Source organism: Streptomyces sp. S465, assembly GCF_026898115.1.
Classification (GTDB): Bacteria; Actinomycetota; Actinomycetes; order Streptomycetales; family Streptomycetaceae; genus Streptomyces; species Streptomyces luomodiensis.
The window spans coordinates 962,887-985,421 of the sequence record NZ_CP114036.1 but is presented as its reverse complement, the minus strand read 5'-3'; the positions used below and the strand labels follow the sequence as shown (position 1 = coordinate 985,421).

General features: G+C 72.9%; 18 protein-coding genes and 1 riboswitch. Of the genes, 11 read left to right on the top strand and 7 right to left on the bottom strand.

Going from position 1 to position 22,535, the window contains the following annotated elements:
- Positions 1–100 precede the first annotated feature (100 nt).
- Positions 101–187, top strand: a riboswitch (cobalamin riboswitch).
- A 53-nt stretch (positions 188–240) separates the two neighbouring features.
- Positions 241–3,870, top strand: a complete 3,630-nt coding sequence (gene cobN / locus N6H00_RS04030; protein ID WP_268970144.1) for a cobaltochelatase subunit CobN — start codon at positions 241–243, stop codon at positions 3,868–3,870.
- 101 nt (positions 3,871–3,971) lie between these two features.
- On the opposite strand, the gene N6H00_RS04025 is transcribed toward cobN, so the two are convergent.
- On the bottom strand, positions 3,972–4,226 hold the full coding sequence (locus tag N6H00_RS04025) for a hypothetical protein (protein WP_268970143.1): 255 nt from the start codon (positions 4,224–4,226) through the stop codon (positions 3,972–3,974).
- A gap of 282 nt (positions 4,227–4,508) precedes the next feature.
- Here N6H00_RS04025 and N6H00_RS04020 point away from each other — a divergent pair, with 282 nt between their 5' ends.
- Positions 4,509–5,507: a cation diffusion facilitator family transporter gene (locus N6H00_RS04020; RefSeq protein ID WP_268970142.1), complete on the top strand. Its 999-nt coding sequence runs from the start codon at positions 4,509–4,511 to the stop codon at positions 5,505–5,507.
- A gap of 48 nt (positions 5,508–5,555) precedes the next feature.
- Here the strand turns inward: N6H00_RS04020 and N6H00_RS04015 are convergent, their stop codons facing one another.
- The 4 genes from N6H00_RS04015 to N6H00_RS04000 all read right to left on the bottom strand — a co-directional run bounded on the left by N6H00_RS04015 (position 5,556) and on the right by N6H00_RS04000 (position 10,114).
- Positions 5,556–5,690 (bottom strand): hypothetical protein, encoded by a 135-nt coding sequence (locus N6H00_RS04015; protein ID WP_268970141.1) that lies wholly within the window; start codon positions 5,688–5,690, stop codon positions 5,556–5,558.
- Between the two features lie 189 nt (positions 5,691–5,879).
- Entirely contained in the window at positions 5,880–7,331 is a 1,452-nt protein-coding gene (locus N6H00_RS04010) for a lipase maturation factor family protein (protein ID WP_268970140.1), read from the bottom strand.
- A gap of 173 nt (positions 7,332–7,504) precedes the next feature.
- On the bottom strand, positions 7,505–8,557 hold the full coding sequence (locus tag N6H00_RS04005; RefSeq protein WP_268970139.1) for a LacI family DNA-binding transcriptional regulator: 1,053 nt from the start codon (positions 8,555–8,557) through the stop codon (positions 7,505–7,507).
- A 147-nt stretch (positions 8,558–8,704) separates the two neighbouring features.
- Entirely contained in the window at positions 8,705–10,114 is a 1,410-nt protein-coding gene (locus N6H00_RS04000) for a hypothetical protein (protein ID WP_329618500.1), read from the bottom strand.
- 157 nt (positions 10,115–10,271) lie between these two features.
- Between N6H00_RS04000 and N6H00_RS03995 the strand changes: the two genes are divergently transcribed.
- From N6H00_RS03995 to N6H00_RS03965, 7 genes are all read left to right on the top strand, one after another.
- The gene (locus tag N6H00_RS03995) at positions 10,272–11,138 is read left to right on the top strand and encodes an Fpg/Nei family DNA glycosylase (RefSeq protein WP_268970138.1); all 867 of its coding nucleotides are present in this window, start codon (positions 10,272–10,274) and stop codon (positions 11,136–11,138) included.
- A 167-nt stretch (positions 11,139–11,305) separates the two neighbouring features.
- Entirely contained in the window at positions 11,306–12,514 is a 1,209-nt protein-coding gene (locus N6H00_RS03990; protein WP_268970136.1) for an NAD(P)/FAD-dependent oxidoreductase, read from the top strand.
- A gap of 148 nt (positions 12,515–12,662) precedes the next feature.
- Positions 12,663–13,982, top strand: a complete 1,320-nt coding sequence (locus N6H00_RS03985) for an NAD(P)/FAD-dependent oxidoreductase (RefSeq protein ID WP_268970135.1) — start codon at positions 12,663–12,665, stop codon at positions 13,980–13,982.
- A 28-nt stretch (positions 13,983–14,010) separates the two neighbouring features.
- Complete coding sequence (locus N6H00_RS03980; protein WP_268970134.1) at positions 14,011–15,849, top strand: transketolase; 1,839 nt, start codon at positions 14,011–14,013, stop codon at positions 15,847–15,849.
- A 30-nt stretch (positions 15,850–15,879) separates the two neighbouring features.
- Positions 15,880–16,968 carry an NAD-dependent epimerase/dehydratase family protein gene (locus N6H00_RS03975; RefSeq protein ID WP_268970133.1) on the top strand — a complete coding sequence of 363 codons (1,089 nt, stop codon included), beginning with the start codon at positions 15,880–15,882 and terminating at the stop codon, positions 16,966–16,968.
- Between the two features lie 239 nt (positions 16,969–17,207).
- Complete coding sequence (locus tag N6H00_RS03970; RefSeq protein ID WP_268970132.1) at positions 17,208–18,281, top strand: phosphatidylinositol-specific phospholipase C domain-containing protein; 1,074 nt, start codon at positions 17,208–17,210, stop codon at positions 18,279–18,281.
- Positions 18,282–18,435: 154 nt separating this feature from the next.
- Positions 18,436–18,654: a dodecin gene (locus N6H00_RS03965; RefSeq protein WP_268970131.1), complete on the top strand. Its 219-nt coding sequence runs from the start codon at positions 18,436–18,438 to the stop codon at positions 18,652–18,654.
- Positions 18,655–18,941: 287 nt separating this feature from the next.
- On the opposite strand, the gene N6H00_RS03960 is transcribed toward N6H00_RS03965, so the two are convergent.
- Positions 18,942–19,403 (bottom strand): universal stress protein, encoded by a 462-nt coding sequence (locus N6H00_RS03960; RefSeq protein ID WP_268970130.1) that lies wholly within the window; start codon positions 19,401–19,403, stop codon positions 18,942–18,944.
- A gap of 107 nt (positions 19,404–19,510) precedes the next feature.
- Here N6H00_RS03960 and N6H00_RS03955 point away from each other — a divergent pair, with 107 nt between their 5' ends.
- Both N6H00_RS03955 and N6H00_RS03950 read left to right on the top strand, forming a co-directional pair.
- The gene (locus N6H00_RS03955; protein ID WP_268970129.1) at positions 19,511–20,362 is read left to right on the top strand and encodes a metallophosphoesterase family protein; all 852 of its coding nucleotides are present in this window, start codon (positions 19,511–19,513) and stop codon (positions 20,360–20,362) included.
- 125 nt (positions 20,363–20,487) lie between these two features.
- Positions 20,488–21,780 (top strand): cytochrome P450, encoded by a 1,293-nt coding sequence (locus N6H00_RS03950; protein WP_268970128.1) that lies wholly within the window; start codon positions 20,488–20,490, stop codon positions 21,778–21,780.
- On the opposite strand, the gene N6H00_RS03945 is transcribed toward N6H00_RS03950, so the two are convergent.
- Positions 21,743–22,513, bottom strand: a complete 771-nt coding sequence (locus N6H00_RS03945; protein WP_268970127.1) for a bestrophin-like domain — start codon at positions 22,511–22,513, stop codon at positions 21,743–21,745. The two genes, N6H00_RS03950 and N6H00_RS03945, sit on opposite strands and share 38 nt — an antisense overlap.
- Between the last annotated feature and the right edge of the window lie 22 nt (positions 22,514–22,535).

The window sequence follows — 22,535 nt, the reverse complement described above, 5'->3', positions numbered from 1 at the left end:
CCAGGCCGGAACTCACCGTCCCGTGGCAGGTCAGCAACGCTTACTATGCTCAGCGGCGGGTCGATCCCGGCCCGCCGGACGCACAAGACGGCACTCACGGCAGGAAGCCGGTGGAAATCCGGCGCGGTCCCGCCACTGTGAGCGCGGCGGCTGCCCTCAGGGCAGCGGCCGGGCGAGCCAGGAACTGCCGCCGTCTTCAACCCGCCCGGGGCGCGGACCCCGAGGAAGGCCTGCCGCCGCATGATTCTGCTGCTGTCGACGTCCGACACCGACCTGCTCAGCGCCCGTGCCGCCACGGGCCCGGTGCCGTACCGCCTCGCCAACCCGGCCCGCCTCGCCCTCGACGACCTCCCCGGGCTCCTCGACGGCGTGGAACTCGTCGTCGTCCGGCTCCTCGGCGGCATCCGCGCCTGGCAGGAGGGGCTCGAGACCCTGCTCGCGGGCGACCTCCCCGTCGTCGTCCTGACCGGTGAACAGGCGCCCGACGCCCAGCTCATGGAGGCGTCCACGGTCCCGGTCGGCATCGCCGCCGAGGCCCACGCCTACCTCGCCCACGGCGGGCCCGGCAATCTGGACCAGCTGGCCCGGTTCCTCTCCGACACCGTGCTGCTCACCGGCCACGGCTTCGAACCGCCGGCGCCCGCGCCCACCTGGGGCCCGCTGGAGCGCACCGCCCGCGAGAACGCCACCGGCCCGACCGTCGCGGTGCTCTACTACCGCGCCCACCACATGAGCGGCAACACCGCCTTCGTCGAGGCCCTGTGCCGGGCCGTGGAGGACGCCGGGGGCCGCCCGCTGCCGCTGTTCGTCGCCTCGCTGCGGGCCCCCGAACCCGAGCTGATCGAGGCCCTGGGCGCGGCCGACGCCGTCGTCACCACCGTCCTCGCGGCCGGCGGCACCCGCCCCGCGGAGGCGTCCGCGGGCGGTGACGACGAGGCGTGGGACGCGGGCGCGCTGGCCGCGCTCGACGTGCCCGTGCTCCAGGCGCTGTGCCTGACCTCGCCGCGCGCCGCGTGGGAGGAGAACGACGAGGGGCTGTCGCCGCTGGACGCCGCGACCCAGGTCGCCGTCCCCGAGTTCGACGGGCGGCTCATCACCGTGCCGTTCTCGTTCAAGGAGGTCGACGAGGACGGGCTGCCGGTCTATGTCGCCGACGCCGAGCGCGCCGCGCGGGTCGCCGGGATCGCGGTGCGACACGCCCGGCTCCGCCATATCCCCGCCGCCGACAAGCGCCTGGCGCTCGTCCTCTCCGCCTACCCCACCAAGCACTCCCGGATCGGCAACGCCGTCGGACTCGACACCCCCGCGAGCGCCGTCGCCCTGCTGCGCCGGCTGCGCGCCGAAGGCTATGACCTCGGCCCCGAGGACGGGCCGGACGCGCTCCCGGGCCTGGGGTCCGGCAATGGCGACGAGCTGATCTACGCCCTCATCGAGGCGGGCGGCCACGACCAGGAGTGGCTCACCGAGGAACAGCTGGCCCGCAACCCCGTCCGCATCCCGGCCGCCGACTACCGCCGCTGGTACGCCACGCTGCCGGGGGAGCTGCGGGACGCGGTCGAGGAGCACTGGGGCCCGCCGCCCGGCGAGATGTTCGTCGACACCAGCCGCGATCCCGAGGGTGAGATCGTCCTGGCCGCGCTGCGCCGCGGCAACCTGCTGGTCGTCATCCAGCCCCCGCGCGGCTTCGGCGAGAATCCCATCGCCATCTACCACGACCCCGATCTGCCGCCCTCGCACCACTACCTGGCCGCCTACCGCTGGATGGCCACACCGCGGGCGGACGGCGGGTTCGGCGCCGACGCCATGGTCCACCTGGGCAAACACGGCAACCTGGAGTGGCTGCCGGGCAAGAACGCCGGACTGTCCGCCGCCTGCGGCCCCGACGCCGCGCTCGGCGATCTGCCGCTGATCTACCCCTTCCTGGTCAACGACCCCGGCGAGGGCACCCAGGCCAAGCGCCGTGTCCACGCCACCCTCGTCGACCACCTCGTCCCGCCGATGGCCCGCGCCGACTCCTACGGCGACATCGCGCGGCTGGAGCAGCTCCTTGACGAGTACGCCGCCATCTCCTCGATGGACCCGGCCAAGCTCCCCGCCATCCGCGCCCAGATCTGGACCCTCATCCAGGCCGCCCGGCTCGACCACGACCTGGGCCTGGAGGAGCGGCCGGACGACGACGGCTTCGACGACTTCCTGCTGCACGTCGACGGCTGGCTGTGTGAGGTCAAGGACGCCCAGATACGCGACGGCCTGCACGTCCTGGGCACCGCCCCGACCGGACCCGAGCGCGTCAACCTCGTCCTGGCCATCCTCCGCGCCCGCCAGATCTGGGGCGGTACGACCGCCCTCCCCGGCCTGCGCGAGGCGCTCGGCCTCGACGAGTCGGCCGCCACCCGCACCGGCGCCGACGAGGCAGAGGAGCGGGCCCGCGCGCTGGTCCAGGCGATGGAGGACGCCGGATGGGAGCCGGAGGCCGCCGAGAAGGCCGTGCTCACGCTGCCCGTGGAGCAGCGCCCCGCCGTCTCCGCCGTCCTGGGCTTCGCCGCCCGCGAGGTCGTGCCCCGGCTGGCCGCCACGACGGACGAGATCGACCACGCCGTCCACGCCCTGGCCGGCGGATTCGTCCCCGCGGGCCCGTCGGGCTCACCGCTGCGCGGACTGGTCAACGTCCTGCCGACCGGCCGCAACTTCTACTCCGTGGACCCCAAGGCCGTGCCCAGCCGGCTGGCCTGGGAGACCGGCCAGGCGCTCGCCGACTCGCTCCTGGAGCGCTACCGCGCCGACAACGACGGCCAGTGGCCGAAGTCGGTGGGCCTGTCGCTGTGGGGGACGAGCGCGATGCGCACCTCCGGCGACGACGTGGCCGAGGCGCTGGCGCTGCTGGGCGTCCGCCCGGTGTGGGACGACGCCTCGCGACGCGTAACGGGACTCGAACCCGTACCGCTCGACCAGCTGGGCCGTCCGCGCGTCGATGTCACCCTGCGCATCAGCGGGTTCTTCCGGGACGCCTTCCCGCACGTCGTGGGGCTGCTCGACGACGCCGTACGGCTCGCCGCCTCCCTCGACGAGACCGACGAGGACAACTACGTACGGGCGCACACCCGCGCCGACCTCGCCGAACACGGTGACGAGCGGCGCGCCACCACCCGCATCTTCGGCTCCCGGCCCGGTACCTACGGCGCCGGACTGCTCCAGCTCATCGACAGCCGGGACTGGCGCACCGACGCCGACCTCGCCGAGGTCTACACGGTCTGGGGCGGCTACGCCTACGGCCGTGGTCTCGAGGGGCGCCCGGCGCGGGCCGAGATGGAGAGCGCCTACCGCCGGATCGCGGTCGCGGCCAAGAACACCGACACCCGCGAGCACGACATCGCCGACTCCGACGACTACTTCCAGTACCACGGCGGCATGGTGGCCACCGTGCGCGCGCTCAAGGGCACCGCGCCCGCCGCGTACATCGGCGACTCCACCCGCCCCGAGACGGTCCGCACCCGCACCCTCCACGAGGAGACCTCACGGGTCTTCCGTGCCCGGGTGGTCAACCCTCGCTGGATCGAGGCGATGCGCCGTCACGGCTACAAGGGCGCCTTCGAACTCGCGGCGACCGTCGACTACCTCTTCGGCTACGACGCGACCACGGGTGTGGTGGCCGACTGGATGTACGACAAGCTCGCCCAGACCTATCTGCTCGACCCGGAGAACCGGTCCTTCCTGGAGCAGGCCAACCCCTGGGCGCTGCACGGCATGGCCGAGCGGCTGCTGGAGGCCGAGAGCCGCGGACTGTGGGCCGAGCCCGACCCGGAGGTGCTGGAGCGGGTGCGGGAGCTGTACCTGGAGACGGAGGGCGGCCTGGAGGGCGGGGACGAGTAGCCGCGTCCCGTGCGATGAGCCGTGCGGTCGGCCGGTCGGTGGCCGTGCGGCGGACCGGCCGGTGAGGCGGCACGTGGCTCGGTCGGCGGACGGGCGGTGGCTCAGTCGGCGGACGGCCGTGCCGCCGGGCGGGCCGCCGCACGGACCCGGTCCGGCCAGGCGGGACAGCTGACCAGTTCGGCCCACTCGCGGTCGTAGCGCCCGGGGACCGCCCGCCCCGCGGATGCCCAGCGCTCGACCAGCGCGGCGTAGATCGGTACGGATGTGGAGGTGTGAACGGTCTGATGAACCGTTCCGTCGCCTTCGGTGCTCCGGTCCAGCGCTCTGCTCGGCTGCGAGAGAGAACGGCGTCGCATCGTCGTCGTCATATTCCGACAACGCGCCGTGCCCCGCCGGGTCACCTTCCGCATGCCGGTCTCACCCGCATCGGCGTGGTGTCGCACATGTCAGCGACTCCGTGGTGGCCCCGCCCGTGTGACCGGCCGGGCACCCATTCCGTAGCCGGAAATGAAAAGCGTTGCCGGGTTCATAAAAGCCATCCACAGTTTATTGATAACCGTGTCCATTGCAGCCTTTGGTGAATTCCACCCGAGGCTGTTTCAATTGCGCTGGGCCGAAGACGATCCGAGGAGGAGCGGGTGGGAGCGCATACGCACGGACCCGGCGAGGGGCACGGCGGACTTGGGCACAGCGGCCACACGCACGGGGTGGCGGAGCATGCCGACCGCCGGTGGTTGTCCATCGCCCTCGCGCTGATCAGCGGTTTCATGGTGATCGAGGTCGTGGTCGGGATCATCGCCGGTTCGGTGGCGCTGCTGTCCGACGCGGCCCATATGCTCACCGACGCCGCCTCGATCGTTCTCGCGCTCATCGCCATCCGGCTCTCGGCGCGCCCCGCACGTGGCGGATACACCTATGGGCTCAAACGGTCGGAAATTCTTTCCGCCCAGGCCAATGGCCTTTCCCTGCTGCTGCTCGGCGCCTATCTCGGCTATGAGGGGGTGGCGCGGCTCATCGATCCGCCCGAGGTGACCGGTGGTCTGGTGCTGACCACCGCGCTGGCCGGTGTGGTGGTGAATCTCGCGGCCGCGTGGTGCATGTCGCGGGCGAACCGCGCCTCGCTCAACGTCGAGGGCGCCTTCCAGCATGTGCTCAACGATCTCTACGCCTTCGTCGCCACCGCCATCGCCGGACTGGTGGTGCTGACGACGGGCTTCGCACGGGCCGACGCGATCGCCGGTCTGGTGGTGGTCGTCCTCATGGTCAAGGCGGGCGTGGACCTGCTGCGGGCCTCCGGGCGGGTGCTGCTGGAGGCCGCCCCCGCCGGTGTCGAGCCCGATGAGGTGGGCGGCCGGATGGTCGCCCACGGACGGGTGGCCGAGGTGCACGATCTGCACGTCTGGCAGATCACCTCGGGTGAGGTCTCGCTCTCCGCCCATGTCCTGGTCGCGGCGGACGGCGACTGCCACGCCGTCCGGGAGGACCTGGAAGCGGTGCTGCGCGAGGAGTACGGGATCACTCACACCACGCTCCAGGTCGACCATCTGGACGACCTGGCCCCACGGGGGCGGGAGGACGCGGAGCACTGTCTGACCGCCCACGGCCCGGTGCACCGGGCCGCCCCTCGGGACCGCTGAGGGGCGTGGGACGGCGGGGGCGATCCCGCGCGCCCTTCGGCCGTCGCCTCAGGCGGCGGCCGGGGCGGCCTGGGCAGCCGGGGCGAAGACGGCGGTCAGGACCTTCTTGGTGACATGGGCGACCAGCGCCTCGAGGGCGATACGGGCCAGCCTGCCCAGGACGGTCGTCAGGATCTCGGCCATGGGGTGGTACCTCACTGGGGAACTCGATAGTCGATGCTCGATGCGGAATCCAGACATCCGCTTCCATTGAGGAGGGTGGACGGTCCCGGGGAGCGGCCGGGGGAGTTCAGGTGAGATCCAGGTGAACGGAGGACGAGGTCCTGGGGTCGCCGCCCGTGGCGTGCTCCACCGCGCCCCGCGCGTCGGGCGTCAGGCCGGGCGCTCCGACTGATCCGTCTCCTCCAGCCTGACCGGCGGCAGGTACTCGCCCAGCAGGGTCCGGTGCCACCAGGCCCCGGTGGCCCGCCGCTCCTCAGGCGTGGTGAAGCGGTAGAGATACAGCCGAGCGCGCAGATGGGTGGGCGGCGTTCCCGGGAAGGGGGTGGCCCGCAGCAGCTTCACCGTCGCCCGGTCGTTGACCAGCAGCTTGCCGATCAACGGGGTGAACCAGGACCCGGCGTAGGCGGATGAGATCCCCGCGAACCACATCATCCAGTCCAGCCGCAGATGGTACGGGGCGTACTGGCGCGGCATCCGGCGCACATCGCCCGGCTTGCCCCGGAACTCGTAGTCCTTCCAGACCGTGTGCGGGGTGAGGACCGGATCGTCGGTGCCCTGGATCACCACCTCCTGCCGGCTGCGGTTGACGCTGCCGAAGGCCCCGTAGGTGTTGACCAGGTGCAGCGGATTGAACGAGTAGTTCATCAGCTGGCGGCCCGAGAGCAGATTGCGGGCCGGCCAGTAGCTGAGTACCAGCACCAGCGCGGTGGCGGCCAGCACCACCGCCTCGTACCAGACCGGGGGCGCGGCGGGGGCCGGCGGCCGGGGCAGCCCCAGCACCTCGGCGGCGCGGCGCCCGTCGACCGCCGGGAGCGCCAGCAGGATCGTCAGCCAGTTGAGCCAGGAGAAGTTCCCGGAGGCGACCAGCCACAGCTGGGTGACCACGATGATGCCGGCGGCCACGCTCGCGACCGGCTGCGGGGTGAACAGCAGCACGGGCACGATCAGCTGCGCCCCGTGGTTGGCCGCCACCTCCACCCGGTGCACCGGTTTCGGCAAATGGTGGAAATACCAGCTCAGCGGCCCCGGCATCGGCTGGGTCTCATGGTGGTAGTAGAGGCAGGTCAGGTCGCGCCAGCAGCGGTCCCCACGGATCTTGATCAGCCCGGCGCCGAACTCCACCCGGAACAGCAGCCAGCGCAGCAGCCACAGGATGAGCACGGGCGGCGCGGTGTGCTCATTGCCCAGGAAGACGGCGAGGAAGCCCGACTCCAGCAGCAGCGACTCCCAGCCGAAGCCGTACCACACCTGCCCCACGTTGACGATCGACAGATACAGCAGCCACAGCACCAGCCACGCCACCATCGCCACCGCCAGTGGCATCTGGTCCCCGGCCCCCGCCAGCAGCGCGGCCGACAGGGCGGCCCCCAGCCAGGCGCAGCAGACGAAGAACCGGTCGGAGTAGTGCAGATGGAACAGGCTGGGCGACCGCCGGAACGGCACCCGGGCGAGGAAGCGCGGCACCGGGGTCAGCCCCTGTTCGCCGAGCAGGGCCCGGCCCTGCCGGGCCGCCGCCCAGAAGGCGACCAGATAGACGGCGGCCAGCCCCCGTTGGAAGACGAGTCGGCTCAGCCAGTAGTCGGGTGAGGTGAACCACTCCATGGGGGCCGCTCCCTGAGCCTGTCTGCCTTCGGCCTGCATGTATCCGTACCACCCGCGTCGGGTGCCCGCCACGCGCCGGGTCATACGGCGGCCGGAGTCCCTGAGACGAGGGCCTGCCGCCGGGACTGAACCGGTTCACATCCCGGCCCGCTCCCCGGATTGCCCGACGGGGGTCACGGCTCCCGGCGGCGCGGCGGGGCCGTGCTGCCCCGGGGGGTGAGGGCCGGGGTGGGGGCCTGATGGGCGCGGGGGGCCGCCCGGTCCAGGACGTCGAAGAGGCTCCGGGCCACCTGCGCCCCGTAGCCGAAGACGTCATGGCTCATCGCCGACAGCGTGGGGTGCGTCAACTGGCACAGCTGGGAGTCGTCCCAGGCCAGCAGCGAGACATCGGCCGGCACCGAGAGCCCCATCTCGGCCGCCACCGAAAGCCCCGCCACCGCCATGATGTCGTTGTCGTAGAGGACCGCGGTGGGCCGGTCCGCCGAGGCCAGCAGGGCACGGGTGGCCCGCGCCCCCTCCTCGCCCGAGAAGTCGGTGGCCACCGTGCGCCCCTCGCCCAGCCCCGCCTCCCGTACGGCGGTCTCGAAGGCGGCCGTGCGGATCGTGGTGTGCCCGAGACCGGGGGCGCCGCCCACCCGGGCGATCCGGCGGTGGCCCAGGGCCACCAGATAGCGCACCGCCTCGGTGACCGCCGTGGCGTCGTCCGTCCACACCGAGGCGAACCCGTCCGCCAGCGACGGGTGGCCGGCCACCACGGCGGGCAGGCCCAGCCGCCGCAGCGCGGGGACACGCGGATCGCCGTCCCGCAGGTCCACCAGGATGGACCCGCCGACCTGCCGCCCCCGCCACCACGCCTCCTGGACCGCGATCTCCTCCCGCACATCCCGCACCAGCCGCAGCAGCAGCGAGCAGGACCGCTCGGCCAGCACGCTCTCTATGCCCGAGACGAACTCCATGGACCACGGCTCGAGACCCAGCATCCGGGCCGGGCGGGCGATGGCCAGACCGACCACCTCCACACGGGAGTTGGACAGCGACCGGGCGGAGAGATGGGGCGACCAGCCCAGTTCCCGGGCGGCGGCGAAGATGCGGTCCCGGGTGGCCCGGGAGACCCCGGGGCGGTCGTTGAAGGCGAGGGACACCGCGCCCTTGGACACCCCCGCCCGCGCCGCCACGTCCCTGATGGTCACGCGCCGCGGCGGATCCGTCCCGGCCTCGCTGTCCATGCCACCGCTCCCCGCCGTCCGTCCCGTGTGAACCGCCACACGATAGCGCGTCGGTAAACCGGTCCAGTCGGGCGCGGCCCGCCCGGGGAGCGGTCAGGGGGCGGCCACCGTCCTCCGGACACGTGTCCCCGCCCGGCCCCGGCACGGTCAGCAGGCGGCCGCCGTGCCGGACCGCCGCTCCCCGGCCGGGGCGGAGGCGGGACCGGGACGCGGCGGCTCCTCGGCTGCGTCCGCGCCGACGAGCGCCTCGTCGGGCACGTCCGCGCCGATGAGCGGCTCCTCGGGCACGTCCGCGCCGACGAGGCCCAGCCGGCGCAGTGTCCGGCCCAGCGCGGCCGGGTTGAGCAGCCCCAGCGGGGCCGGCAGCCGGTGCCAGGGCACACAGCGGTCGACCAGGCCGAGGGCCGCGCGCACCGGGGCGCACAGCAGCGCGTCGCGCCGCGGTTCGGCCGTGTGCGGGCGCGGTTCGGGGCGGTGTGCCGCGGCGGCCTCGTACGCGGCCTTGCGGGCCCGGTTGAGGTTGCCCAGCGGCCGGAACTCCTCGGTGGTGTGCCAGGTGTTGAACGCCAGCCGCTCGACCCGGCGGGCCACGGACCGGGACCGGGTGCTGTCCAGGTCCTGGCGCGGCACGGTGAGCATCGCGACCGGGACGACCGGCGCGTCGCTCTCCCGCCACTCCACCGAACCGTCCTCGACCGGGGTGCGGCGGTCGTCCAGATAGCGCTGCACACACAGCTCGAAGGCGATGTCGCCGGTGGACAGCCGCATCGCCAGCTCGCGGTGGAGATAGTCGGGGTCGCCGCGGTCGGGCGGCGGAGCGGGCATGCCGCCGGGCGCCGGGCGCAGCTGGTACCGCACCGGACCGGCCGGGCCCCACAGGATCGCGCCCCGGCTCCAGAAGGTCTCACGGGCCAGCGAACCCACCGTATGGCGGGTGGCGATCCGCACGTTGCGGCGCATCCGGTCGGCGGTCGCCCAGCCCACCGCCAGCGGCAGCCGGACGAAGAGTCCGAAGGCCTTCTCCACGGTGCTCCCGGCGCCCGCCGTGACCTTGGCGAAGGCGATGAACTCGCGTGCGTCGGCGGCGTGGGCCACCGGGAAGCTGGTGGTCAGCAGATCGTGGATCTCCTCGGGACCGGCCTGTACCCGCACCGCCATCCTGCGCAGATAGGGCGAGGCGTCGTGCCGCTCGGTGCCGCTCGCGGTGGACAGCCGCACCACGGCCGGGTACTCGGCGCCCGGCCGGGCGTATCCCACGCACAGCTCCGGCGGAAGGTCGTCACGGAACCGCAGCCGGGCGTTCTCCACACCCAGGGCCGCCTCGGCGGGCGCGGCGCGCGGCAGCCGCGGGCCGCCCGAGCCGTCCGGACCGCCAGGGGCCGGCCCCTGTACCCGCAACAGCTCGCGCACCAGCTTCTCGAAGCGGCGCCGCTCGGCCTCGGGGCTGCCGCCCTCGTACGCCTCATAACCCTCGTACGTCCCGCCCGTCGCCCCGTGTCCTGTCGCACCGCCGCGTGTCGCCTCGTCGCGAACGGACTGCTGTCGGGTGTCGGCCATGGGGAACGCTCCGTACAGGGGCAGACGGGATGAGAGGGGACACGTGAGACCGTAAGGGAGGGCGCGCGCTGCCGCAGCCCGGAGCGGTGCGCCAGTGGTAACCGGCCTTCCGAGGAGCGACCGAGGTGTCGCGTCCGGCCTGCGGCACACTGGTGGCATGCCGGAGCTGCCCGAGGTGGAGGCCCTCACCGCGATCCTGACCGAGCGTGCCGCCGGCCGGGAGATCGCCCGTGTCCTCCCCGTCGCGGTGAGCGTCCTGAAGACCTACGACCCGCCGCCGAGCGCGCTCGAGGGCCGCACCGTCACGGCGGCGGCCCGCCACGGCAAGTTCCTCGACCTGGCCACCGACGGCCCCCATCTGGTGGTCCACCTCGCCAAGGCGGGCTGGCTGCGCTGGCGGGACGGGCTGCCCGAGGCCCCGCCCCGCCCCGGCAAGGGCCCGCTCGCGCTGCGGCTGCTCCTGGCCGGCCCGGAGCGCTCCGGCTTCGACCTCACCGAGGCCGGGACGCGCAAGGGGCTCGCGGTGTACGTCGTCCGCGACCCCCGAGAGGTTCCCGGGATCGCCCGGCTGGGCCCGGACCCGCTCGACGACTCCTTCACCCTGGAGACGTTCGCCGGGCTGCTGCGCGGCGCACGCCACCGGATCAAGGGGGTGCTCCGCGACCAGAGCGTCATCGCGGGCATCGGCAACGCCTACTCCGACGAGATCCTGCACGCCGCCCGGATGTCGCCCTACCGGCTGGCCTCGGACCTCACCGAGGAGGAGATCGCCGGAGTGTACGAGGCGATGGGCACCACACTGCGCTCCGCCGTCGAGCGGTCGGCGGGTCTGGCCGCCACCGACCTCAAGGGGGAGAAGCGCGGCGGGATGCGGGTGCACGGGCGCACCGGAGAGCCGTGTCCGGTGTGCGGGGACACCGTCCGCGAGGTGTCCTTCCGCGACTCCTCGTTGCAGTACTGCCCCACCTGCCAGACCGGCGGCAAGCCGCTCGCCGACCGTCGGCTCTCCCGGCTCCTCAAATAGCGGGCTGTTCACACAGCGGGCACCGACAGCGGGGAACCACCGCCGTGTCAACCGGACCCCGCCACCGGTCAGTTGATTCCCCGCTCTTGACCCCGGGAGCCCGGCCCCGCCATATGGTGCTGTCGCAATCCCACGACACGACACCCCACGCCACGTCACGGAGCACCATGACCACAGCCCTGATCATCGGTGGCGGCATCGCCGGCACGGTGACCGCGATGGCCCTGCGGAAAGCCGGGATCGACGCGGTCGTCTACGAGGCCTACCCAGCGGACGCCGCCGACGCGGGCGCGTTCCTCGTCGTCGCCGCCAACGGCCTGGAGGCACTGCGCACCATCGACGCCCACGGACCCGTGCTGGAGAACTCCTTCCCGGCCGGCCGCGTCGGCTTCATCAGCAACACCGGCAAGCGGCTCGGCGACCGGCCCATGTCCGGTTCGCAGGACGGTGGCCTCGGCTCCGTGACACTCAAACGCGCCACGCTCGCCCGGGTGCTGCGCGAGGAGGCGGTGCGCCGCGGAGTGCGCATCGAGTACGGCAAGCGGCTACTGGCCGCCCATACCGGCCCCGACGGCCGGATCGTCGGCTCCTTCGCGGACGGCGGCCGCGCCGTGGGCGACGTGCTGATCGGCGCCGACGGCATCCGCTCGCTCATCCGCCGGGTCATCGACGCGGGGGCGCCCCGGCCCCGCTACACCGGCCGGCACACCGTCTGCGGCTACACCCGCGACGCCGACTCGCCCCCGGACCCGGACACCTACACCATGATCTTCGGCAAGCAGGCGTTCTTCGGCTGCACCACCGCCCCGGACGGTGAGGTCTGGTGGTTCTGCAACGCCCCGGCCGAGGAGATGTCCAAGGCCGAGCTGGCCGCCGTCACCCCCGAGCAGTGGCGGGAGCGGCTGCTGACGCTCTTCGCCGAGGACCACACCCCCGCCGCCGACCTGGTCCGCGCCACCGGTGACTCCATCGTGGCCACCGCCGCCTACGACCTCGTCTCCACCCCCACCTGGTCCGAGGAGGGCATGGTCATCGTCGGCGACGCCGCGCACGCCTGCGCGCCCAACGCCGCGCAGGGCGCGTCGATGGCCATCGAGGACGGTGTGGTGCTCGCCAAATGCCTGCGCGATCTGCGCACGCCCCGTTCGGCCTTCGCCGCGTACGAGGCGCTGCGCCGGCAGCGGGTCGAGAAGGTCGCCGCGGCCGGCGCGGGCATGGCCCGCCGGACGCCGGGGCCCGTGGCGCGGGCCCTGCGCGATGTCACCATGCCGCGCAAGCTCGACCGGTCCGGCGGTGGGGCCCCGGACTGGCTGACCGGCTACCGCATCGACTGGGACGAACCGGTCGACCGGCCCACGGCCCGCCCGCGCCGCTGATCCCCCGGTAACGTCCCGTCCCCGTCCCCGGGACCGCGCCGGACCTTCCCGGCCCGGGTCCGGGGGCGGGACCGGCCGGGCCACACGTTTGGTCCGGGCTCTCACGGGCACTTGGAGCGCTCTGGCCCCGTACGCCCGGGAGTTTCGTGTGAGCCCAGTACGCATCGTGATCGTAGGTGCCGGATTCGCCGGTTATCAGGCCGCCCGTACGCTCTCCCGCACCCTGCGCGGCGCGGCGGACATCGTCCTGATCAACCCCAATGACTACTTCCTGTATTTGCCACTGCTGCCCGAAGTGGCCGCCGGGGTCCTGGAACCCCGCCGGGTCTCGGTTTCCCTCACCGGCACCCTGCCGCATGTCCGGCTGGTGCTGGGCGAGGTCCACGGCGTCGACCTCGACGCCCGCCGGATCTCCTGGCAGGACCCCGACGGCCGGCCGGGCGAGATGGACTACGACCGGCTCGTCCTCTCCGTCGGCAGCGTCAACAAACTGCTGCCCATCCCCGGGGTGGCCGAGCACGCCCATGGCTTCCGCGGTATGCCGGAGGCGCTCTTCCTGCGCGACCACATCACCCGGCAGATGGAGATGTCCGGCATGGTGGAGGACTCGCGGGAGCGGGCCGCCCGGCGCACCTTCGTGGTGGTCGGCGCCGGCTACACCGGCACCGAGGTGGCCGCCCACGGGGTGCTCTTCACGGACTCCATCGCGCGGAAGAACACCACCCTGCGCGGCGCGCCGCACCCCCGCTGGCTGCTGCTCGACATCGCCCCCCGGGTGCTGCCGGAGCTGGACAAGAAGCTGTCCCGCACGGCCGACCGGGTGCTGCGCGAACGCGGTGTGGAGGTACGCACCCGCACCACCGTCAAGGAGGCCACCCAGGACGGGGTGCTGCTGGACGACGGCGAGTTCATCGACACCCGGTCGCTGATCTGGTGTGTCGGGGTACGCCCCGACCCGCTGGTGGAGCAGCTCGGGCTGCCGACCGAACGCGGCCGGCTGCGGGTCGACCAGTATCTGGCCGTGCCCGGCTACCCGGACGTGCTGGCCTGCGGAGACGCCGCCGCGGTGCCCGATCTGACCCGGCCGGGCCAGTTCACCCCGATGACCGCGCAGCACGCCCAGCGACAGGGGAAGATCGCGGGCCACAACGTGCTCGCCTCCCTCGGGCGCGGCACCCCCAAGCCGTACAAACACCATGACCTCGGGTTCACCGTCGACCTGGGCGGGGTGCAGGCCGCCGCGGACCCGCTGCACATACCGCTGTCCGGGCCGGTCGCCAACGCGGTCACCCGCGGCTACCACCTGATGGCGATGCCGGGGAACCGTGTGCGGGTCACCGCCGACTGGCTGCTCGACGCGGTGCTGCCACGCCAGGGGGTGCAGCTGGGCGTGATCCCGCCGTGGGCGGTGCCGCTGGACACCGAGTCGCCCGAGGTCGCGCAGACGGTGCGCGCGGGCAGCGGCTGACTCCCGGCGCATACCTGGAAGGAGAACAATGCGACACGAACAGCTCAGCGAGCTCGGGCAGCAGCTCCGTGTGGATTCGGTGCGCGCCGCCGCGGCCGCCGGGTCCGGCCATCCCACGTCGTCGATGTCGGCGGCGGACCTGATGGCCGTCCTGATGGGAAACCATCTGCGCTATGACTTCGAGCAGCCCGACCACCCGGGCAATGACCACCTGATCTTCTCCAAGGGCCACGCCTCCCCGCTGCTCTACTCGCTCTACAAGGCGGCCGGCGCCCTCCAGGACGAGGAGTTCCTCACCTTCCGCAAGCGCGGCAGCAGGCTGGAGGGCCACCCCACCCCCCGGCTGCCGTGGGTGGACGTGGCCACCGGATCGCTCGGCCAGGGCCTGCCCTACGGCGTGGGCATGGCGCTGAGCGGCAAACGGCTGGACCATCTGCCCTACCGCGTCTGGGTGCTGTGCGGGGACAGCGAGATGGCCGAGGGATCGATGTGGGAGGCGTTCGAGCACGCGGGCTACGAGCGGCTCGACAACCTGATCGCCATCATCGATGTGAACCGGCTCGGCCAGCGCGGACCCACCCGCCACGAATGGGACCTGGACGCCTACGCCCGGCGCATCCGCGCCTTCGACTGGCACACCGTCGAGATCGACGGCCATGACATCGAGGCCATCGACCGCGCGTACGGCGAGGCGCTGTCCACCGTCGGCCGCCCCACCGCCATCATCGCCCGCACCATGAAGGGCCGCGGCGTCGCCTCGGTGGAGAACCGCGAGGGCATGCACGGCAAACCGCTGAAGAACGCGGACGAGGCCATCGCCGAGCTCGGCGGCGTACGCAACCTGGCCGTGCCGGTGCTCGGCCCGCCCACGGTGACCCCCACCCGGCCCTCCGCCGAGGGCCCGCTGGCCCTGCCGCGCTACAACACCGGCGACTCGGTCCCCACCCGTGACGCGTTCGGGGAGGCGGTGGCCGCCGTCGGCACCGCTCGCGGCGATGTGGTGGCACTCGACGGCGAGGTGGGCGACTCCACCCGCCTGGAGTACTTCCACAAGGAGCACCCCGAGCGGTACTTCGAGTTCTTCATCGCCGAGCAGCAGCTGGTGGCCGCCGCCGTCGGCATGCAGACCCGCGGCTGGAACCCGTACGTCGCCACCTTCGCGGCCTTCTTCACCCGCGCCTACGACTTCATCCGGATGGCTTCCATCAGCCACGCCGACCTCAACCTCATCGGCTCCCACGCCGGGGTGGCCATCGGCGAGGACGGGCCCTCGCAGATGGGCCTGGAGGACCTGGCGGCCCTGCGGGCGGTGCACGGCAGCACGGTGCTCTACCCGTGCGACGCCAACCAGACGGCCCAGCTGACCGCGGCCATGGCCGAGCGGTCCGGCATCCGCTATCTGCGCACCAGCCGCGGCGGAACGCCCGTCATCTACCCGCCCTCGGAGACCTTCCCCATCGGCGGCTCCAAGGTCGTCCGCGCCACCGAGGACGACCGGGTCACGCTCATCGGCGCGGGGGTCACCCTGCACGAGGCGATCGAGGCCGCCGACCGGCTGGCCCAGGAGAACATCCCCGCCCGCGTCATCGACCTGTACTCGCTCAAGCCGGTGGACGCCGAGACGCTGCGCACCGCCGCCGAGGTGACGGGGCGACTGATCACCGTGGAGGACCACCACCCCGAGGGCGGACTGGGCGACGCGGTGCTCGGGGCGTTCGGCGACGGCCGTCCGGTGCCCCGGCTGGTCCGGCTCGCGGTGCGCACCATGCCGGCCTCCTCCAGCCCCGCCGAGCAGCTGCACGACGCGGGGATCGACGCGGACGCGATCGTGGCGGCCGCGCGGGATCTGGTCGGCCGGGACGGCTGACGGCACGACGCGGCCGGAAGGAGCGGACACATGGGCAGCAAGCAGGGAATGCGCGTAGTGGTGATCGGGGCCACCGGCAACGCCGGTACGAGCGTGGTCCGCGCGCTCGGCGAGGACCCGGACATCGAGTCGATCGTGGGCATCGCCCGCAGGGTGCCGAACTGGGCGCCGCCGAAGACGACCTGGGCACGGGCGGACATCGGGCGGGACGCCGGTGAGGAGGCCGGTCTCGTACGGCACTTCCAGGGCGCCGACGCGGTCATCCACCTCGCCTGGCTGATCCAGCCCAGCCACCGGCCCGCCGTCACCTGGGACACCAACGTCCTGGGCGCCACCCGGGTCTTCGAGGCGGTGGCGCGGGCCGAGGTGCCGGTGCTGGTGTACGCGTCCTCGGTGGGCGCCTACTCGCCCGGCCCCGAGGACGGCCGCCCGGTGGACGAGTCCTGGCCCACCCACGGCTGGCCGGAGGCCGCGTACTGCCGTGAGAAGGCGTATGTGGAGCGGCTGCTCGACGCCTTCGAGCTGGAGCATCCGCAGATCCGGGTGGTGCGGATGCGGCCCGGCTTCCTCTTCAAGGAGGAGTCGGCGGCCGAGCAGCGCCGGCTGTTCATGGGGCCGTTGCTGCCCCGGCGGCTGATCCGCTCCACCCTCCTGCCCGCCGTCTTCGACCTGCCCGGTCTGCGGTTGCAGATCCTGCACACCGACGACGTCGCCGAGGCGTACCGGCTCGCGCTCGGCCGGGAGGTGCGCGGCGCCTTCAACCTCGCGGCCGAACCGCCGGTCGACGGCGAGACGCTGGCCGGCCTCCTCGACGCCCGGTCGGTGCGGATTCCGCGTGCCGCCGCCCGCTCGGCCATGGCCACGGCCTGGCATCTGCATCTGCTGCCGCCCTCGCCCCAGCTGTTCGACGCCGCCCTGCGGCTCCCGCTGATGGACACCACCCGCGCCCAGCGGGAACTGGGCTGGCGGCCCCGGCACACCGCCGTCGAGACGCTCCGGGAGTTCCTCACCGGGCTGCGGCGCGGCACCGGTATGGAGCAGACCGCCCCGCTGGCCTCCAAGCTGCCCGGCGGACGGCCGCGCGAGGCCGCCACGACCGGTGTGGGCGAGCGCCCCTGACCCCGGACGGACCGTCATCGACTCCCGGACGGGAGCGCCCCGGACGGGAGCGCCCTCGACCGCCGAACAGCACGACTCCCGCCGTGTGATACACGGCACATGACACGGACTCAGCCGGGCTCAGCGGCGGTACCCGCCGCCGGGCCCGGTCCGCTGTGCCCGGTGCCCCTCGTCACCCATGAGCCGACTCCCGTACGCTGCTGCCCAGTTGGCCGGGACGTCGACAAGGGTGGGGACACATGGGCAGGGCGGGGAGACAGGCGCGCGGTCATGTCCAGCGCACGGGAAAGGTGGCGGTCGCCGCGGCGGCCGCCGCACTGTGTCTGGCGACACCGGCACCGGCGGGGGCCGCGTCCGCCGCCGCGGACGATCCGGCGTATTCCGCCACCACCTCGGTGGGTGTGCACAACGCGTACGAACAGGCCACGTACCCGTACTTCGCCGACGCACTGGACTCCGGGGCCTCGCTCCTGGAACTCGACGTATGGACCAATGTGTTCGGCCCCGGCTGGCGGGTCTCGCACAGCAACCCGCTCGGCAACGCCAACAACTGCGAGAACGCCGCCGGCCCGGCCGAGCTGCGCACCAAGGCCCGCAACCAGAGCCTGGCCGGCTGCCTCGCCGACATGAGGGCCTGGCACGAGGCCCATCCGGGACACCGCCCGATCCTCGTCAAGGTCGAGATGAAGGACGGCTTCTACGGCAAGGCGGGGCGCGGCCCGGCCGACCTCGACGCCCTCCTCGGCGCCACCCTGGGCGACGCGCTGCTGCGCCCGGCGGACGTGGTGGGCGGCCACGCCGACCTGGACGAGGCGGTGCGGGCGGACGGCTGGCCGTCCCGCTCCGCGCTCGCGGGTAAGTTCGTCGTCGAGCTGATCCCGGGCACGGTCGAGGAGAACAACCCCCTGGACACCCTGTGGACCGACCGGGAGTACGCCACCCATCTGCGGGACCTGTCCGCCGCCGGGAAGCTCGCCCAGGCCGCCGCCTTCCCCGCCGTCCACGGCGCCGCCCCGGACGATCCGCGCACCCGCTACACCGACGCCACCCTCCGGCCGTGGTTCGTGCTCTACGACGGGGACGCGTCCGCGTATGTCACCGGCGGTATCGACACCGCCTGGTACGACGACCGCCACTACCTGCTGATCATGACCGACGCGCACCAGGTGGCCCCCGCCATCGACGGCACCAGCCCCACCGAGGCCCAGGCGCGGACCCGGGTGTCCGAACTCGCCGCGCGACACGCCAGCTTCGCCACCGCCGACTGGTACCCGCTGCCGTCGGTGCTCTCCACCGTGATCCCCCGCGGCTGAGCACAGGCCGAGCCCACGGACGGCGGCAGCGACGAAGGCGCGGAAGGCGCGCACCGCGGCCGCCATGGCTCGCGGCCCGCGTACCCCCTGTAAAGTCGCGGAGTCAGGCTGCGCGGTGCACGGTGGAGGGGGGGCGTGTTGAGGGGAGAGGCGTATGTCCTGCCACACCTACCGAGTGACGGAACTCGTCGGCTCGTCCACCGAGAGCGTCGACGACGCGATCAGGACCGGCATCAACCGGGCTTCCCAGACGCTCCGCGAGCTGGACTGGTTCGAGGTCACGGAGATCCGCGGGCACCTCGAAGGCGGGCGCATCGCGCATTACCAGGTGGGACTGAAGGTCGGATTCCGGCTGGAGGACAAGGCCGGCTGACACGCCCGTACGCACCCTCCGGGCAGGGCGGTCCGCCCGGTGCCCGGGGCGGTCCGGTCACCTCTCCCACCGTGCCCCACCGCGCCGGGCTCCGCGAGCCGGCCGCGCCCCTAGGGCGTGTTTCGAAAGTAGCGCCGTCCGCCCGGAGGGCGGGCCCCGCGGCGTCTGGTGCGTGTGATCGCAAGGCGGAGGGTCGTCCTCGTAGTGGGCCTACTCGGACGATCCCGACAACGCGGCGAGCGCGCGTGCCAGGCGTCGCGGGGCAGGCGGGACTTTCGAAACACGCCCTAGGGCACCACGGTGACCGGCCAGCGCCCCGTCTTGACCAGCCGCACGGCCACCGAGCCGACGAAGCGGTGCCCGGCCTGCTCGGACGCGCCCACCACCACCGCGTCGGCCTTCAGCTCATCGGCCGCCTGGACCAGACCGTTGTACGGATCGCCGCGGAAGGTGTGGAACTCCCAGCGCACCTCGAACACCCCGCGCAGCCGCTCGGTGGCCTCCCGCATCTCGCGCATCAGCTCCTCGGCGACCTCACCGGTGGTGTCGGCCACCGACGCCCCCAGCGCCGCCCCGGCGGCCAGCACCGGCTGCACATAGACCACGACGAGCAGCGCGTTCTGGCGTCTGGCCAGCCCGGCGGCGTAGGCCGTGGCACGCCAGGAGGATTCGGAACCGTCCAGTCCGGCGACGATGACCTTGGGTCCGTCGGTTCCGCGTTCGAAAGACGGAGGGAGTTTGTCCACCACATCTGCGAGGCTAGCGCCAGGTACGGTCCGGTGATCACCCGGCCCGTACCGCGGGGCCGGCACACCGGCGACCGCGTCATGACCGCCACCGTACGACAGGAGAGACAATGGGCGGCACCCACGGGGGCGAACTCCTCGCCATCAGTGACCTGCATGTGGCCTATCCGGAGAACCGGGCGATCGTGGAGCGGCTGCGGCCCGGCTCCGACGACGACTGGCTGATCGTCGCCGGGGACGTCGGAGAGGTGTTCTCCGAGATCGAGGAGGTCCTCGGGCTGCTGAGCGAGCGGTTCGCCAAAGTCATCTGGTCCCCGGGCAACCACGAGCTGTGGACCCATCCCAAGGACCCCTTGGAAGCCCGGGGGGTGGCGCGCTACGAGGCACTGGTCGAGATGTGCCGGGCGAAGGGCATCGTCACCCCCGAGGACCCCTACCCCCTCTGGGAGGGCATCGGCGGACCGCTGGTCGTCGCGCCGCTGTTCCTGCTCTACGACTACACCTTCCGCCTCGACGGCCTGGCCACCAAGGAGGCCGCGCTGGCCCACGCCCATGACGTGGGGGTGGTCTGCACCGACGAGCACTTCCTGCACCCCGACCCCTACCCCACCCGCGACGCGTGGTGCCGGGCCCGGGTCGCCGAGACCGAGGCCCGGCTGGCGGCCGTCGACCCGGAGCTGCGGACCGTGCTCATCAACCACTGGCCGATGACCCGGCTGCCCACCCGGGTGCTGCGCTACCCCGACTTCGCGCTGTGGTGCGGCACCGAGCTGACCGCCGACTGGCATGTGCGGTTCCGGGCCGAGACCGTCGTCTACGGCCATCTGCACATCCCCCGGACCACGGTCGAGGACGGGGTGAAGTTCCAGGAGGTCTCGGTCGGCTATCCGCGGGAGTGGAAGGCCCACGGCCGACTGCCGGAGGACCCGCTGCGCCGGATCCTCCCGGTGCCCGTGCCGTAGGGCCCGGTGAGGCGCAGGGGCCTCCCGGATCCGGCCGGCGCACGGGTCCGGTGGGCCCGGGGCGTCCAGGCCGCGGGCTCAGGCGTCTTGACGGGCCCGGAGGGCGGCGCCGTACGGTCTCGGCTGTGCACCCTGTCGAGGCGTTCCTTCCCGAGACCTACGCCACCGGCGTCCCCTACGCGCTCTTCCGCGAGCTGCGCGCCACCCGCCCCGTCTGCCGGATCGAGGAACCGTCGGTCGGGGCCTGGCCCGCCGGCCCCGGCTTCTGGGCCGTGTTCCGGCACGCCGACGTCAAGTACGTCCTGCGCACCCCCGAGGTCTTCTCCTCCCACCTCGGGGCCACCCAGATCCGCGACCCCGACACCCCCGCCGATCTGGAGTTCGTACGGGCGATGATGCTCAATCAGGACCCGCCCGACCACTCCCGCACCCGCCGCATCGTCGCCGCGGCCTTCACCCCGCGCGCCGTACGGGAGCTGGAGGCGGTCATCGAGGAGCGGGCGGTGGCGCTCGTGGACTCCGTGGCCGCGCGCGGCGAGGCCGACTTCGTCGAGCTCGCCGCCGATCTGCCGGTGTGGACCCTCGCCCAGGTGATGGGCGTCCCCGAGGGGGACCGTCGGCTGCTCTTCGACTGGGCGAGCCGTGTCATCGGCTACCAGGACGCCGACCACGCCGGATCGTCCACCGCGGCCGGGGAGCAGCTGAGCCCCATGGGGCGGGCCGCCCTCGCCCACCGGCCGGCCCGGCCGCCGCGACGTCCCGACGGCCGGCCGATGAACCCACGCTCCCGTGAGGCCCTGGCCGATATGTTCGCCTACGCCCACGCGCTCGCCGAGCGGCCGCGGCCGGGCAGTGTGATGGCGCGGATGCGGGAGGGCGGACTGAGCCGGGACGAGTTCGAGAACATGTTCTTCCTCTTCGCCGTGGCGGGCAACGAGACGCTGCGCAACGGCATCCCCGGCGGGCTGCTCACCCTGCTCGACCATCCCGAGAGTCTGCGGCTGCTGCGCGACCGGCCCGAGCTCACCGGCTCGGCGGTGGAGGAGATGCTGCGCTTCTGGCCGCCCGTCATCGACTTCCGGCGCACCGCGACCCGCGATGTGGAGCTGGGCGGACGGCTCATCCGGCGCGGTGAGAAGGTCGTCGTCTTCCACGCCTCGGCCAACCGCGACGAGACGGTCTTCACCGACCCCGACCGGTTCGACATCGCCCGCGCCCCCAACGACCATCTGAGCTTCGGCTTCGGACCGCACGTCTGCCTGGGCGCGCATCTGGCCCGCGTCCAGATGCGGGCCATGCTGCGCGCCGCCCTGGACCGGCTGCCGGGGCTGCGCCGGGCGGGTGAGCCGGTGCGGCTCACCTCCAACTTCCAGAACGGGCTCAAGACCCTCCCCGTGCGCTGGGGAACAGATCGGTGAAGGGCGCGGTCGAGTCGCCGACCGACCGTCCGAAGGGCTCGTCGAAGTCCCACACCAGGAACAGCAGGAAGACGATGAGCGCGGTGAACATCACCGCGAGCATCAGCTCCCGGGGCGAACGGCGGATCTGGAGGGTGAAGACCAGCCCGATCACCAGCGCCGCGCCCAGCACCAGTCCGAACCAGACCAGATGGGGCATCGTCGGCCCGGCGCTCTGCTGCCGGGCGCCGCGGGCGTCGTCCACGGCGGCCACCTGGTCCACCATCGGCTGGTACGCCTGCGACTGGAGAGCGCTGTGCGGGGTCGCGTGGGTGACATCGCGGCGCAGAGTGGCCAGCAGCTCGTCGCCGCGGTCGGTGAGTTCGCCCTTGTCGAGCATCACCTTCCACTCCGTGCGCACCACATGGCGCACATACGCGTCCACATCGTCGCCGATGCGATCGCGCACCTGGCGGGGGTAGACGCTCGCCCGCTCGGTCACCTCGTGCAACGCCTGCGCCTCCGTGCGGACCCCGTCCTGCGCGGCGCCGCGCGACTCCCAGACACCGGCGATCGCCAGGCCCAGCACGATCGCGTAGACCACGCCGATCATCATGATCATGTAGTCCAGGACATCGGGGGTCTCGTCCGGATCGTCCTCCCTCCCCAATCGGCGGGCGTTGAGGACCGCGCCGGCCACCACGACCGCGCAGGTCCCGGCCATCACCAGGGTCATCATCAGCCATTCGGGCATGGACAGCCTCCCAAGCGGTTCG